The organism is Motilimonas sp. 1_MG-2023 (genome assembly GCF_030547455.1).
Lineage (GTDB): Bacteria > Pseudomonadota > Gammaproteobacteria > Enterobacterales > CBDFNC01 > Motilimonas.
Window position 1 is genome coordinate 1 of the sequence record NZ_JAUOPX010000018.1, and the last position, 13387, is coordinate 13387.

Annotated in this window: 14 protein-coding genes; 9 read left to right on the forward strand and 5 right to left on the reverse strand. The window is 42.9% G+C overall.

The features are described 5' to 3' along the window. Positions 1–153: 153 nt before the first annotated feature. Positions 154–1122: an acyl-CoA desaturase gene (locus tag Q4519_RS11215; RefSeq protein ID WP_303512257.1), complete on the forward strand. Its 969-nt coding sequence runs from the start codon at positions 154–156 to the stop codon at positions 1120–1122. Between the two features lie 426 nt (positions 1123–1548). Further along, positions 1549–2100: a GNAT family N-acetyltransferase gene (locus Q4519_RS11220; RefSeq protein WP_303512260.1), complete on the forward strand. Its 552-nt coding sequence runs from the start codon at positions 1549–1551 to the stop codon at positions 2098–2100. A gap of 374 nt (positions 2101–2474) precedes the next feature. On the opposite strand, the gene rnt is transcribed toward Q4519_RS11220, so the two are convergent. Then, positions 2475–3122 (reverse strand): ribonuclease T, encoded by a 648-nt coding sequence (rnt, locus tag Q4519_RS11225; RefSeq protein WP_233052881.1) that lies wholly within the window; start codon positions 3120–3122, stop codon positions 2475–2477. A 182-nt stretch (positions 3123–3304) separates the two neighbouring features. Between rnt and Q4519_RS11230 the strand changes: the two genes are divergently transcribed. Next, positions 3305–4177 (forward strand): OmpA family protein, encoded by an 873-nt coding sequence (locus Q4519_RS11230; RefSeq protein WP_232801908.1) that lies wholly within the window; start codon positions 3305–3307, stop codon positions 4175–4177. Between the two features lie 356 nt (positions 4178–4533). Here Q4519_RS11230 and Q4519_RS11240 read toward each other — a convergent pair whose 3' ends face one another. The 3 genes from Q4519_RS11240 to Q4519_RS11250 are packed head-to-tail and all read right to left on the reverse strand — an operon-like array spanning position 4534 to position 6360. Further along, positions 4534–5721 (reverse strand): ABC transporter substrate-binding protein, encoded by a 1188-nt coding sequence (locus Q4519_RS11240; RefSeq protein WP_303512275.1) that lies wholly within the window; start codon positions 5719–5721, stop codon positions 4534–4536. Positions 5722–5753: 32 nt separating this feature from the next. Then, entirely contained in the window at positions 5754–6227 is a 474-nt protein-coding gene (locus tag Q4519_RS11245) for a TIGR02444 family protein (RefSeq protein WP_303512278.1), read from the reverse strand. Next, entirely contained in the window at positions 6220–6360 is a 141-nt protein-coding gene (locus tag Q4519_RS11250) for a hypothetical protein (RefSeq protein WP_232801912.1), read from the reverse strand. Before Q4519_RS11250 ends, Q4519_RS11245 begins: the two co-directional genes overlap by 8 nt. A gap of 133 nt (positions 6361–6493) precedes the next feature. Between Q4519_RS11250 and Q4519_RS11255 the strand changes: the two genes are divergently transcribed. Further along, positions 6494–6970, forward strand: a complete 477-nt coding sequence (locus Q4519_RS11255; protein WP_232801913.1) for a peptidylprolyl isomerase — start codon at positions 6494–6496, stop codon at positions 6968–6970. Positions 6971–7126: 156 nt separating this feature from the next. Next, a complete protein-coding gene (gene pyrC / locus Q4519_RS11260) occupies positions 7127–8161 on the forward strand; it encodes a dihydroorotase (RefSeq protein ID WP_303512281.1) in 1035 nt (344 codons plus the stop codon). A 46-nt stretch (positions 8162–8207) separates the two neighbouring features. Here pyrC and Q4519_RS11265 read toward each other — a convergent pair whose 3' ends face one another. Next, entirely contained in the window at positions 8208–8531 is a 324-nt protein-coding gene (locus Q4519_RS11265) for a hypothetical protein (protein WP_232801915.1), read from the reverse strand. A gap of 128 nt (positions 8532–8659) precedes the next feature. Between Q4519_RS11265 and Q4519_RS11270 the strand changes: the two genes are divergently transcribed. The 4 genes from Q4519_RS11270 (at position 8660) to clpX (ending at position 13292) form a co-directional block, all read left to right on the forward strand. Continuing rightward, entirely contained in the window at positions 8660–9607 is a 948-nt protein-coding gene (locus Q4519_RS11270; protein WP_232801916.1) for a chemotaxis protein CheV, read from the forward strand. A gap of 270 nt (positions 9608–9877) precedes the next feature. Next, the gene (gene tig, locus Q4519_RS11275; RefSeq protein ID WP_232801917.1) at positions 9878–11191 is read left to right on the forward strand and encodes a trigger factor; all 1314 of its coding nucleotides are present in this window, start codon (positions 9878–9880) and stop codon (positions 11189–11191) included. A gap of 84 nt (positions 11192–11275) precedes the next feature. Next, positions 11276–11899: an ATP-dependent Clp endopeptidase proteolytic subunit ClpP gene (clpP, locus tag Q4519_RS11280; RefSeq protein WP_282561134.1), complete on the forward strand. Its 624-nt coding sequence runs from the start codon at positions 11276–11278 to the stop codon at positions 11897–11899. Positions 11900–12008: 109 nt separating this feature from the next. Continuing rightward, a complete protein-coding gene (gene clpX / locus Q4519_RS11285; protein ID WP_232801918.1) occupies positions 12009–13292 on the forward strand; it encodes an ATP-dependent protease ATP-binding subunit ClpX in 1284 nt (427 codons plus the stop codon). Positions 13293–13387 lie beyond the last annotated feature (95 nt).

Genomic DNA, 13387 nt, shown 5'->3' on the forward strand with positions numbered 1-13387 from the left:
CTACAGGCCTCACCAGTTTAACAAGGGGCTATCGCCACAAAAGGCTGAAGCAGAATACTTCAAAACTTATAACGAGGCGGCCAGTTTTAGTTGACCACTACACAGCCGTTTTATCTTTGTCAATAAGGTTGTGTTAACGGCCCCAAGGAAGAGATGAAAAATACCGAAAGAGTCCACTCAAACACACCTGAAAGCGCCTTTGATGGGCACGTTTTATGGAGCCCTGTAAAATCTATCTGGTTTCTGGTAAACCTATTTGCGGCATTATTTATTGCTCCTTTAGCGTTTTCATTTTCATCTTTTATTATTTTTGTACTACTCACCATTATTACTCTTTGTTTTGGCCATTCTTTGGGCATGCATAGGCTACTTATTCACCGATCTTATGAGTGCCCGCAGTGGATGGAATACTTATTTGTTTACCTAGGTGTTTTAGTTGGTATGGCGGGGCCAATTGGCATGCTGATGCAGCACGATCTAAGAGATTGGGCGCAAAGGCAGAAAAGGTGTCACGATTTTCTATTACACGGATCTAAAATACTGAAAGACGGCTGGTGGCAACTTAATTGTGATCTTGTGTTGCAGCATCCTCCCGAATTTACGATCGAAGATGAAGTATCAAAAAATAAGTTCTACCTGTTTATTGAAAAATATTGGTTGCTTCAACAACTCGTTATCGCAATCCCACTTTATCTACTGGGTGGCATACCGTGGTTGGTCTGGGGCGTTTCTGTCAGAATTGTTATCTCGGTTGGTGGTCATTGGTTAATTGGATACTTTGCCCATAATCATGGTCAAAGAACTTGGACTGTTGAAGGTGCTGCGGTTCAGGGCCACAACATTCGTATTGCAGGTTTTTTGTCAATGGGCGAGGCCTGGCACAATAATCATCATGCATATCCAGGCTCAGCCATGCTGGGGCTATACAAAGGCGAGTCCGATCCTGGTTGGTGGGTACTCAATGCGTTACATAATATAGGCCTAGTGAAAAATATTAAACTTCCTAAAGATTTACCTCGCCGCTCCGAGCTGGTTGTTGAGGATGAGGAGCTGGCGGGCAGGGTCGAGCGGGAGCTTGAAGAGTGTAATTTAGTCCGTTTTATTAGGCGAGAGCGGGAATAAAACGCCGTGCTTGGAGCTGTTACTGTGTTTGCTGTTCAATATTAAGGATGTTCTTTTTTGCAGTAGGTTAGGGCACATGGCGCTATCTACTGGATTTGTCAGTGTTCAATAGCCTACTTCCCTAACTTAAAGAAACGGCAGTAATTTTGTCGTTGATATAAATGATACTTAATTGAGTTAAATCGCTATTCTGATTGGTGTTTTGGTTAGCCCCTTGTTAAATTATAATTTTTATTACGTTAATAAAAAATTGCAGTTGAGCTTTGAGTCGACCTAATTTTCAGCGTTGCGCTAGGATGCTGAAGGTAAGTTCAGTCGAGTATTAGTTTACATCGCTAGTTACTCGCACTGTTGTTGGTTGAATTTGATTTTCTGGTCACACTTTCACCGTTATGAATGTTGCTTATCTTAAAATAGGGAGTATGAATGTTAGGAGAGTTGTTTTTCCCGGTAATTGAAACCACTCGATTACGATTGAAGCCTTTAGCTATAGAAGATTCTGCATGCTTACTTGAGATATTCTCAGATCCAGAGGTAATGAGGTACTGGAATACGCCGCCCTGGGTGGCTATGAAGGAGGCTTATGATTTTGTTAATGAAAGTAAAGAGTTGATGTTACGTCAAGAATCTCTTGTGCTGGGGATTTACCTTAAGTCTACGGGAAAGCTGGTCGGTAAGTGTATGTTGTTTAGTTACGCTAAAGAATCTAAGCGTGCTGAAATTGGTTTTGGTTTGGGCCGCCCTTACTGGGGAAAAGGCTATATAAATGAAGCGGGCGAAGCATTAATTCAATATGGCTTTAGGTCATTGGGACTTCGTCGCATTGAAGCAGAAATAGACCCCGACAATCACGCCTCAGCAAAAGCATTAGTAAAACTTGGATTACAACAAGAGGGGTTGTTAAGGCAGCGTTGGCAAATTAATGGCGTAGTCTCTGACTCTGCACTCTATGGCAGACTGGTGAGTGATCCTATCTAGATAGCGTTGCGATAAAAATAATGACAGTTCTATCTGAAATCTTTGATTATCGAGTAAAAAAAGGTTTTGTATGAGTAGTTAGAGCGGTAACAGGCGTTATCGCTTCAAGTATGAATAGTTATCGACCTTCGAGATGTTATGGATTATTAAAGCAAGGGTTTTAGAGCTAGGATTAAAGCTACCACAAGCAAGATATTCGCAAAGGAATGACAGTCATTACGTGAAAGCAGGTAACTTGCCTATCCTTGTTGATTCCAGATTACTGATGCAGTACATAGTCGTGGCATTGTTGATTAGGGTAATGAGCTTGCGGTATTTGAGTGGCTCTGTTCGATTTATCAATTTGGGCCTAGCTGAGTAGGCCCGCTTTTCAATTACTCTTGTTCCATTAACGGCCAGCCTCCGAGTGCTTTCCAGCGGTTAACCATGTAACAAAATAGTTCTGCAGTGCGCTCAGTGTCATACAGGGCACTGTGCGCTTCTTTGTTGTCAAAGGGGATGTTGGCGGTTTTACAGGCCTTGGCAAGTACGGTTTGGCCTAAGGTTAATCCCGCTAGGGTGGCGGTATCAAAGCTAGCAAAAGGGTGGAATGGCGTGCGTTTTAAATTGGCGCGTTCAATCGCCGCGTTAACAAAGCCCATATCAAATGCTGCATTGTGCGCCACCATGATGGAACGATTGCAGCCGTGGGCTTTTTGTTCTTTTCTAATCACTTTGAATATTTCATGCAGGGCATCGTATTCGGTGACCGCGCCGCGCAGAGGGTTGTGCGGGTCAATGCCGTTAAAGTCTAATGCTGCCTGCTCTAAATTAGCCCCTTCAAAAGGCTCTACGTGAAAATGCAGGGTTTTACTTGGGATCAACCAGCCGTCTTCGTCCATGGTGGTTAGTACGGCGGCAATTTCTAATAAAGCATCAGTACGCGGATTAAAACCAGCGGTTTCCACATCGATAACGACAGGAAAGTAGCCACGGAATCTTTTTGCTAACGGGGAGTCGCCGTTTTTGATTTCATCAGTCATAGTTAAAGCTAGCTAGTTTAAAAACGGCCAATTATGCCAGAGTTTTTGTGATAAGACTGGAAAATATATTAAAGGTTATTTATTCAGCGCCGATACAAAGCTAGTATGGGAAATCTATTCTCAAATTTTCATCAGGTTCAGCTTTGGTGATATTAGTATCATAGCGACAATGGAATTTAGGTATGGCGAATTGGAAGTGGTTGATTATGTTGATGTTATCACCATCAGCAATAGCATCAAATAAAATTTACAGCGCAGATCTAACTAATTCAGTCTGGCAGGTAACGAAAGCGAATCCCATTGAGTGTACCTTAGATCATAATATTCCTCGTTTTGGTAATGCGCGATTCACTGTTCGCGCCAGTAAATCTGTGAATATTGATTTTGATCTTGATGGTAAGCGTGAAACGCCGGCTACCCGACAAGTGACTTTGCGCTCGGTTCCTCCCTCTTGGCGACCGGGTGTTGCGGCTAATGATATTACGCTGGTTAAGTTTCACGAAGGCTTTGATGGTTACTTAAGTGGCAAAAATGCTTGGGCAATGTTGAGCGAGCTAGAAGAAGGACAGTTTCCCACTTTTATTTTTAGTGATTGGTACAATCAAGATGAAGTCACTCAGGTTGCACTATCTGCGGTGAACTTCAGACAGAAGTATTTAGACTTTAATGATTGCGTGTCAGGACTATTACCTTACAGCTTTGAAGATATTTCATTTAGTATTTTGAATTATGTGAAAAATGGCAGTGATCTAACACGTCATTCTAAACAGCGGCTGAAAATGATTGGTGAATATTTGCGCTACGATGAAGCGGTAAATATCATTCTTATTGATGGTTATTCTGATAGTTATGGTGGTCGTTGGAGTAATCAGCAATTATCAGAAAAGCGCGCCGAAAGTGTGAAAAGCTATTTAACTGAGCTGGGCGTGGATCCGAGTAAGTTCACCGTTGAGGGCCATGGAGAGAAACGCCACATTGCCGATAACCGCTCAGACGTGCAGCGCCCTAAAAACCGCCGAGTGGTGATATCCATCGGGCGTGAGGAAGAAATATAAACGGCTAACGAATCAATTTTTAACCGTGTTGACCCGCTTTGAGCGGGTCTTTTTTTGTCTAGGGTCTGTTGATCTTTGCTGGTTGATTTTTGTTCGAGAGGGGACACCTTGTCTAAAAGCGTTTTGAGCAAGGCGAGCAGTGTGTAGCTTAGAATTCTAAGTAAATACTGCTCAACGATGGGCAAAACGCTTTTAGCCGAATCCGTAGGACAGCGTTTGTTGGTCATTTCTACTGCGTTAGCGCCTTTTCGCGTAGTTCACTATGCCACAAAGGTGCTGGCCACAACGAATGTTTTGTATAAATACCCAACAATTCGCTGCAAAAACAATCACGAAAGATCAACAGACCCTAGCGATTACTGTCCGTAACGGCGTAGCCAAGCTTGCTCAATAGCTGCAACCCAGCTTGGGTGAGGTTCAAGTAAAATCGGGCCCAGATCCGCTTCACTTAAGCTGGCAGGGTGGCGTTTGATTTGATTAAACATGGCTTGCTGTTGCGGTGTGAGGGTGTGCATGCTTAGCACCGTTGGGTCACCCCATACTGCTGGATCTGCTTTACGTGCTTGGGCTTGAGGTGACATTAACCAGTTAGCAAAAACCTGAGCCGCAGCGGTGTTTGACGAATTGTACGGAATGGCCACAAAGTGAGTATTACCTAAACTACCGCCTTGATGGACGTAAGATTTTACGCTCTCAGGTAGTTCGTTATTGTTGATGCTATTCGCGGCATCATTGGGGTTAAAACTAAGTGCAATACTGATTTCGCCGTCGTTTAGCTTGGCTTTGAGTTGGGCCTGACTAGCAACAAATGCATTACCTTTGCGCCACATTAGAGGATGCAATTGATCAAGGAATTGCCACAGTGGCGCAGTCACTTTAGAAAAATCAGCTTTATTGACGTCATCATAAAGAGCAGGGTTGCTATTGGTGGTTTCGATTAAAGCTTGCTTAACGAATGTCATGCCATGAAAGTCAGGCAGTTTGGGGTAGCTAAACTGACCGGGGTGTTGCTGCAAAAATTGATGCAGCTTATTCATGGAACGAGGGACGTTTTTAATTCGTGCGGTGTCAGCCATGAATACCAATTGTGCCATGCCCCAAGGCGCTTCTAAACCATCAACGGGCACGGTAAAGTCTGCCGCGATAGAAGGCTTTTCAGTGGCATCTGTGTATTTCATGTTGGGTAAGTTGGCAGTGAAAGGGCCAAATAGCAGTTGTTGCTCTTTCATGGCGGCGAAGTTTTCACCGTTAATCCAAATTAAGTCTACTTTCCCTTTGTTATGGTTGGCCGCTGTTTTTTCCGCTAACACTTGGTTCACCACGGTGCCAGTATCAGATACTTTTACATGGATAACCTTAATATCGTATTGCTGCTTAGCCTGTTCGCCGGCCCACTGAATATAGTCATTGATGGTTTGTGAGCCACCCCAAGCATAAAAATAAATGGTTTGTCCTTGGGCTTGTTGCTGTATTTCGTTCCATGTTGGCGCCGCTAGGCTGAATGTTGAAAATAATAGCAAGGTAAAAAAATAGAGTATGCGCATATCCGTTCCTTTTATCGCAATGATGGCGTGGTTTAAGTCGTTGTTGCTGTGAGTTTAGCTAATTTATTGAATAGGTTAGCGGCTTTTTTCGGGGGTATGGTTGGTGTTGCAAGGTAGCGCTGGCCGTTACTAGAGATATTGGTGCATTGAATTAATGGCGGTGAAAATTTGTGTTTGGCTAGGTTCCTTTGCCATAACTGCTGCTGTAATGCGCGCTCTAATATCAGTTCAATGGCTAAAATTTGTTGATAGCTGTGCGGCGAGCGCTGCGTTTTTAGCTGTTGTCGAGCCCAGCGGTAAGGGCGAAGAATACAGCGTTCATAACGCTCTGCTTGTTCGCTTAACCGTTGCCAGCGCTCTGCGCTGAGCTGTAGCCCTTTTTTATCTAGGAATAAGGCCAATAACAGCAAATTGACATTGAGTGCAAATTCATTTTGAAGCTGCAATAGTGTAGGTTGAGTGTTGGCGTTATAAAGAGCCTCACACTGGTGCCACAAGTCATTCATGGTTATCTTGTTGCTCAGTTTTTGGTTGTTCTTGTTTACACTCTTGATTGGCTATATCGCTGCAACAGCTACTATTATGTACTTGCTCTATCCACAGGGCGAGTTCTTCTTCACTGACTTTTTTCTGGCTCATGTTAATCCTATTTAGTGATAGTGGTGATGGCTTATATTAATATAGCGTTGGCCATGAGCGTAAAATATATTTGAGTCAAGGCGGCGCGATTGATAAAGTCGGCGTCAAATTTAGTCAGCTAAGAGCATTTAAGATGATCGAAAAGAATACCGTTGTGCAGTTCTCTTATGAATTAACCGACCAAGATGGCACGCTACTGGAAACAAGCAAAGGTGAAGCAATTGCTTACCTCCATGGTCAAAACAACATGTTAGCCGGTGTTGAAGCCGCTCTTGAAGGCAAGGCTGAGGGCGATCAAGTTAAGGTTACATTAACGCCTGAAGAGTCGTACGGTGAGCGTCAAGAAGGTGCTGTACAACGCGTGCCAGCTAAGCATTTACAAGGTGCTAAAAAATGGCTACCTGGCATGATTGCACAAATTAATACCGACAACGGCGCTCGCCAAGTGACGGTGGTGAAAGTGGGTAAATTTATGATCACTGTTGACACTAACCATCCGTTTGCAGGTAAAACACTTACCTTTGATATGAAAGTGGTTGGTGTTCGTCCTGCTACTGAAGAAGAAATTGCTCATAAGCATGCTCATGGTGAAGGCGGCCATCAGCACTAATCAGTATTTTTATTAAGGAGCGCAAGCTCCTTTTTTTTAATCTTAAACTTAGGGTGTGAGTGGACTGAACACGAACGTTTGATAAAAACGTTAAGTCAATGACTCAAAATCTATTTTATTTTAAACTGCACCCATTTCAGCAGCTGGAGAAGATCAATGTCGACTACCTCATTAACCATTACACGCCCCGACGATTGGCATGTGCATTTACGTGACGGCGATGTGTTAGCTGATACCACGCGCGATATTAGCCGTTATATGGGGCGCGCCATTATTATGCCTAATCTAGTGCCTCCGGTGACAGATACCCAAGGCGCACTAGATTACCGTGCGCGCATTATGGCGAACAATAAAACGGATCATTTTGAACCTTTGATGGTGCTTTACTTAACCGATAACACCACCGCCGATGAAATTCGTAAAGCTAAAGCCAGTGGAGTGGTGTACGCCGCTAAACTTTATCCAGCCGGTGCGACGACTAATTCAGATTCGGGTGTGACGTCGGTAGACAACATTGCGCCAGCGATTGCGGCAATGGAAGAAGTGGGGATGTTACTGTTAGTACACGGTGAGGTGACCCATCATGACATTGATATTTTTGACCGTGAAGCGGTGTTTATTGAGCAAGTGATGAAGCCATTAGTGGCAAGATTTCCTAATCTGAAAATAGTGATGGAGCACATTACCACCAAACATGCCGTTGAGTTTGTTTCGCAAGCGCCGAGTAATGTTGGTGCAACCATCACCGCCCATCATTTACTGTATAACCGTAACCATATGCTTGTTGGTGGTATCAAACCGCACTTTTATTGCTTACCTATATTAAAACGAAATACGCATCAGCAAGCCTTGTTAGAGGCTGCAACCAGTGGCAATAAGAAGTTCTTTTTAGGCACAGATTCAGCGCCACATGCAAAAGGTGCCAAAGAGTCGGCTTGTGGTTGTGCCGGCTCTTACACAGCCCATGCTGCTATTGAGTTGTATGCAGAAGCGTTTGAAATGATGAATGCATTAGAGAACCTAGAAGCCTTTGCTAGCTTCAATGGTCCTGATTTTTATGGTTTGCCGCGTAATAGTGATACCATCACATTAGAAAAATCTGATTGGCTTGTGCCGGAAAGCCTGTCTTTTGGCGGCGATAAAGTGGTGCCGATTAAGGCGGGTGAAATGATGACTTGGCAAGTTAAATAATTGAAGCAATGGCCAATACTGAAGCTTCAGTATTGGCTTTGTTTCATTAAATAATCAACATAAAGCCAATAAACGCGACCGCTAATCCTATCCCAGACCAACTGAGCCAACGATAAATAGCATGGCTACGGTAACCACCAACAGCATAAAGGGTTAGCAGCAAAGTAAATAACCCACTGAGTAAATATCCTTTACCGTTTGTTCTATCCTTTAAGAGTGTTAGAAAATTGCTATCATTGAGTTGAGACACTTGATTTAATTGCGAACTAATGTCGATACAGCCATAACTAAAAACGGCAGTGGATAGAACGAACATAATCAATACTGCTAACGGGTGGGCTTTTAATCCCGTAAATGTTAAATCGCGCATAGTTTTTTTAATACCAAGTAATGACAGATAAAAAATGCCTGAGATTAAGGTAAACTTATTTGCCTATACTAAAATGCAGATAAGCTTGTCGAGCGTATCATAACTAATAATGAACATCAGAGGTAGGCATGGCGACCATTCTAGATGCTGTTGATCAGCGAACTCAGTTAGTGGGTGAAAACCGCTTAGAGCTGCTAATGTTTCGTTTACAAAGCTCGCAGTTGTTTGCGATTAACGTATTTAAAGTAAAAGAAGTGGTGAAGTTGCCCTCTTTAAACGCTTTGCCAAACTCACACCCCAAAGTATGCGGTGTTGCCACGTTGCGCGGCCAAAGCATTCCGGTGATTAACCTTCGAGAGGCTATTGGTATGCGACCTCTGCCGGTTGATGAAACCTGTAATTTAATTATTACGGAATACAATCGAACGGTGCAGGGTTTTTTAGTCGGTAAAGTTGAAAATATTGTTAACTTAACTTGGCAGAATATTATGCCACCGCCGAACACTGTGGGTAAGGCGCATTATCTTACTGCTATCACTAAGGTTGAACACGAAGAGCAGCAGCGTCTGGTTGAAATTATTGATGTTGAAAAAGTACTTGCTGAAATCGTAACTTATAATATTAAGATCTCAGATGGCACTTTAGACGCAGACATTGTCAATGAATTTGTCGGCAGAAAAGTATTGCATGCTGATGACTCTGCAACCGCCAGAAGGCAAGTATCCGATACCCTTGAGCAGCTTGGATTAGAAGTTATCGGGGTTGAAAATGGCATGGAAGCGTTGAAGAAACTAAAACAATGGTGTGACGAAGGAAAGACGGTAACAGACGAGATTTTACTGTTGATCACGGATGCAGAAATGCCAGTGATGGACGGTTACAAACTTACCTATGAAGTGCGTAATGACCCAAGGATGAGCGACCTATTTATTGCTTTAAATACCTCTCTCAGTGGTAGCTTTAACAATGCCATGGTAGAGAAAGTGGGTTGTGATGCGTTTATTTCTAAGTTTCAGCCGGATCTATTAGTCGATGTGGCGCAAACGAGATTAAAGCAAATTCTCGGTAAAGATTAAACGTCTTCCTAATATTGCATTTAAATGGCTTTTTACCCCAAATAAGCCATTTATTGCGACCATCTTCACTAATTGCTGCATTTGTATTCTCGACTCAATGGCAAAGCATCGCTATAATGCTGCGTCAAATTCTAGGTTCGCACCTATAAACCATACCATTTTCAAGGACAGGCATAGCCTGTCTTGACTTTTTAGCAATAAAAGGTAGTTTGCTACCTTTTGAAAGACATATTTCGGCCAAACGATGCCGAACAGATTTGAGGTAATATAATGCAAGCTTCTGTAGAGACGACTCAAGGACTAGAACGCCGTCTGACTATCACTGTACCAGGTGAGAACTTCGATAAAGAACTGAACAGCCGTTTAAGCCAACTAGCTAAAACGCAACGCATTGACGGTTTCCGTCCTGGTAAAGTGCCAGCGAAAGTTATCCAAAAACGTTTTGGTGCGGCTGTTTCTAACGAAGTTGCTGGCGAACTGATGCAACGCAACTTCTTTGAAGCTATCATGGCTGAAAAGCTTAACCCAGCTGGTGCGCCTGCTTTAGAGCCAAGTGAGCGCAAAGCGGGTGAAGATTTCACTTTTGTTGCAACTTTCGAAGTGTACCCTGAAGTAGCATTAGGTGATTTCGCTGCACTAGAAGTTGAGAAGAAAACAGCAACTGTTACCGATGCTGACCTAGACAACATGCTAGTTACACTGCAAAAGCAGCACGCTACTTGGGTTGAAGTTGACGCTCCTGCTGCTGATGAAAACCAAGCGACAATTGATTTCGTTGGTACTATCGATGGCGAAGAGTTTGACGGCGGTAAAGCTGAAGGCTTTAAACTAGCGATTGGCGCTGGTCGTATGATCCCTGGCTTTGAAGATGGCGTTAAAGGCAAGAAAGCAGGCGAGTCTTTTGACATCGACGTTACTTTCCCTGAAGAGTACCACGCTGAAAACCTAAAAGGTAAAGCGGCTAAGTTTGCTATTACTCTGTCTAAAGTTGAAGCACTTGAATTACCAGAAATCAACGAAGAATTTGTTAAAAAGTTCGGCGTAGAAAGCGGTGATATTGAAGCGCTTAAAGCTGAAGTTAAAAAGAACATGACACGTGAACTTGAGCAAACACTGAAAAACAGTGTTAAAGAGCAAGTGCTTGATGCTGTTGTTAAAGCCAATGAAATCGATGTGCCTAAATCACTTGTTGCAAGTGAAGTTGATGTTCTTCGTCAGCAAGCTATGCAACGCTTCGGTGGTCAAATGGACCCGAAAAATATGCCTGAGCTTCCAGCTGAATTGTTTGAAGAGCAAGCAGTACGTCGCGTGAAAGTTGGCCTATTATTAGGTGAAGTGATTCGTAGCAATGAGCTAAAAGTTGACGAAGCACGTGTAGACGCTATTATCGAAAATGCAGCTTCTGCTTACGAAGACCCTGCGGAAGTTGTGGCTTACTACAAAGGCAACAAAGAAGCGCTACAAAACATTCAAAATGTTGCATTAGAAGAGCAAGCTGTTGAGTTCATACTAGAAAAAGCGAAAGTGGTGGAAAAAGAAACAACTTTCGACGAAGTAATGAATAAAGCGGCAGCTAATGCATAATAGGTTTGACATCTAGTCGAATCTAACGATTATAATGGCTCGAGTGATATTCACCGAGCCATTTTTGTTTAAGGATAATCATCTATGTCGAGAAACTACGATAATACGTTTGATGCGCCAAGTAATGCACTTGTCCCGATGGTAATAGAGCAAACTGCCAAAGGTGAGCGCTCTTATGATATTTACTCTCGCTTATTAAAAGAGCGCGTTATTTTTTTAACAGGTCCTGTTGAAGATCACATGGCTAATTTAGTCGCCGCGCAGCTATTGTTTTTAGAGTCAGAAAACCCAGACAAAGATATTTTTCTTTATATTAACTCTCCTGGTGGCTCAATCAGTGCAGGCATGTCAATTTACGATACGATGCAGTTTATCAAGCCTGACGTCAGCACCGTTTGTATGGGCATGGCGGCCAGTATGGGCGCATTCTTGTTAGCAGGTGGTGCACCGGGTAAACGTCATGTGTTACCTAATGCTAAAGTAATGATTCATCAACCACTTGGTGGTTTCCAAGGTCAGGCTTCTGATATTGAAATTCATGCCCAAGAAATCATTCGTATTAAACGAAAAATGAATGAATTATTAGCTGAGCATACGGGGCAAGAATATGACGTTATTGCTCGTGATACCGACCGTGATAACTTTATGACAGCTGAGCAAGCAGTTGAATACGGCCTAGTCGATTCAATTCTCAAGCGCAGAGACTAAGCATTTACACGTAAATGCATTAAACTAAAGTTTAGAAACAAATACAGTAATAGCGTTCAAAGCAGGCTTTGAACAGAAATATGGCAAACGCCAAAGATGAGGTTAACGAATGACAGATAAGCGTAAAGGTGAGGGAGATAGCGGTAAGCTGCTGTACTGTTCTTTCTGTGGCAAAAGCCAGCACGAAGTAAGAAAGCTCATTGCCGGCCCTTCCGTTTATATCTGTGATGAGTGTGTAGAGCTTTGTAACGATATTATTCGTGAAGAAATCAAAGAAATCGCGCCAAAACAGGAGGGGGATAGTTTACCTACTCCTCATGAGATCCGCGCTCATTTAGATGATTATGTTATTGGCCAAGAGCATGCTAAAAAAGTATTAGCGGTTGCGGTTTATAACCATTACAAACGGCTACGCAATGCCGATAAAATTGCTGACGGTGTTGAATTAGGTAAAAGTAACATTCTTCTAATAGGCCCAACGGGTAGTGGTAAAACGCTGTTAGCTGAAACGTTAGCACGTTTGCTTGATGTGCCATTTACCATGGCTGACGCAACCACGTTAACGGAAGCGGGTTATGTCGGTGAAGATGTTGAAAACATTATTCAGAAACTGCTGCAAAAGTGTGACTACGACGTTGAGAAGGCGCAACGCGGTATCGTTTATATTGATGAAATCGATAAGATTTCCCGTAAGTCTGACAACCCATCCATCACGCGAGACGTGTCGGGTGAAGGTGTACAGCAAGCGTTACTGAAACTCATCGAAGGCACGGTTGCATCGGTTCCCCCGCAAGGTGGTCGTAAGCATCCACAGCAAGAGTTTTTGCAAGTTGATACCAGTAAAATACTGTTCATCTGTGGTGGTGCATTTGCTGGCTTAGATAAAGTTATCGAGCAACGCGTTCATACTGGTACCGGTATTGGTTTTGGTGCGAAGGTTAAATCGAAAGATAACAAGGCAAGTTTGTCGGAAATATTTACTAAGACCGAGCCAGAAGATTTAGTTAAATATGGCTTGATCCCTGAATTTATTGGCCGTTTACCTGTAGTTGCGACCTTAACTGAGTTGGACACCGATGCGCTTATTCAGATTTTAAAAGAGCCTAAAAACGCATTAACTAAGCAATACGCTGCGTTATTTGAACTTGAAGATGTTGAGCTTGAGTTTCGTGATGATGCACTGCGTGCAATTGCTGCTAAAGCGATGGAGCGTAAGACTGGTGCGCGTGGTTTAAGATCCATTGTTGAGCAAGTACTTCTAAATACTATGTATGATTTACCGTCGGTAGATGATGTGAGTAAAGTGGTGATTGATGAAACGGTAATCAAAGGAGAATCTGATCCTATTTTGATTTATCAGAGTAATGATAATAAGGCTGCATCAGCAGACTGATGGTTAAATAACCAATTATTAAGGGGCCTTTGGCCCCTTTTTTGTTTTTTTCCATTTTTGCATTATATGCCATTGAATATCTTGTGGTTGCCCCA

Bases quoted from the DNA above. Each gene is read 5' to 3' on its own strand.
- Q4519_RS11250 (WP_232801912.1), bottom strand. From the start codon at position 6,360: ATGAGCCAGAAAAAAGTCAGTGAAGAAGAACTCGCCCTGTGGATAGAG.
- clpP (WP_282561134.1), top strand. From the start codon at position 11,276: ATGTCGAGAAACTACGATAATACGTTTGATGCGCCAAGTAATGCACTT.
- Q4519_RS11245 (WP_303512278.1), bottom strand. From the start codon at position 6,227: ATGAATGACTTGTGGCACCAGTGTGAGGCTCTTTATAACGCCAACACT.
- Q4519_RS11215 (WP_303512257.1), top strand. From the start codon at position 154: ATGAAAAATACCGAAAGAGTCCACTCAAACACACCTGAAAGCGCCTTT.
- Q4519_RS11240 (WP_303512275.1), bottom strand. From the start codon at position 5,721: ATGCGCATACTCTATTTTTTTACCTTGCTATTATTTTCAACATTCAGC.
- Q4519_RS11230 (WP_232801908.1), top strand. From the start codon at position 3,305: ATGGCGAATTGGAAGTGGTTGATTATGTTGATGTTATCACCATCAGCA.
- Q4519_RS11255 (WP_232801913.1), top strand. From the start codon at position 6,494: ATGATCGAAAAGAATACCGTTGTGCAGTTCTCTTATGAATTAACCGAC.
- Q4519_RS11220 (WP_303512260.1), top strand. From the start codon at position 1,549: ATGTTAGGAGAGTTGTTTTTCCCGGTAATTGAAACCACTCGATTACGA.
- rnt (WP_233052881.1), bottom strand. From the start codon at position 3,122: ATGACTGATGAAATCAAAAACGGCGACTCCCCGTTAGCAAAAAGATTC.
- Q4519_RS11265 (WP_232801915.1), bottom strand. From the start codon at position 8,531: ATGCGCGATTTAACATTTACGGGATTAAAAGCCCACCCGTTAGCAGTA.
- tig (WP_232801917.1), top strand. From the start codon at position 9,878: ATGCAAGCTTCTGTAGAGACGACTCAAGGACTAGAACGCCGTCTGACT.
- Q4519_RS11270 (WP_232801916.1), top strand. From the start codon at position 8,660: ATGGCGACCATTCTAGATGCTGTTGATCAGCGAACTCAGTTAGTGGGT.
- pyrC (WP_303512281.1), top strand. From the start codon at position 7,127: ATGTCGACTACCTCATTAACCATTACACGCCCCGACGATTGGCATGTG.
- clpX (WP_232801918.1), top strand. From the start codon at position 12,009: ATGACAGATAAGCGTAAAGGTGAGGGAGATAGCGGTAAGCTGCTGTAC.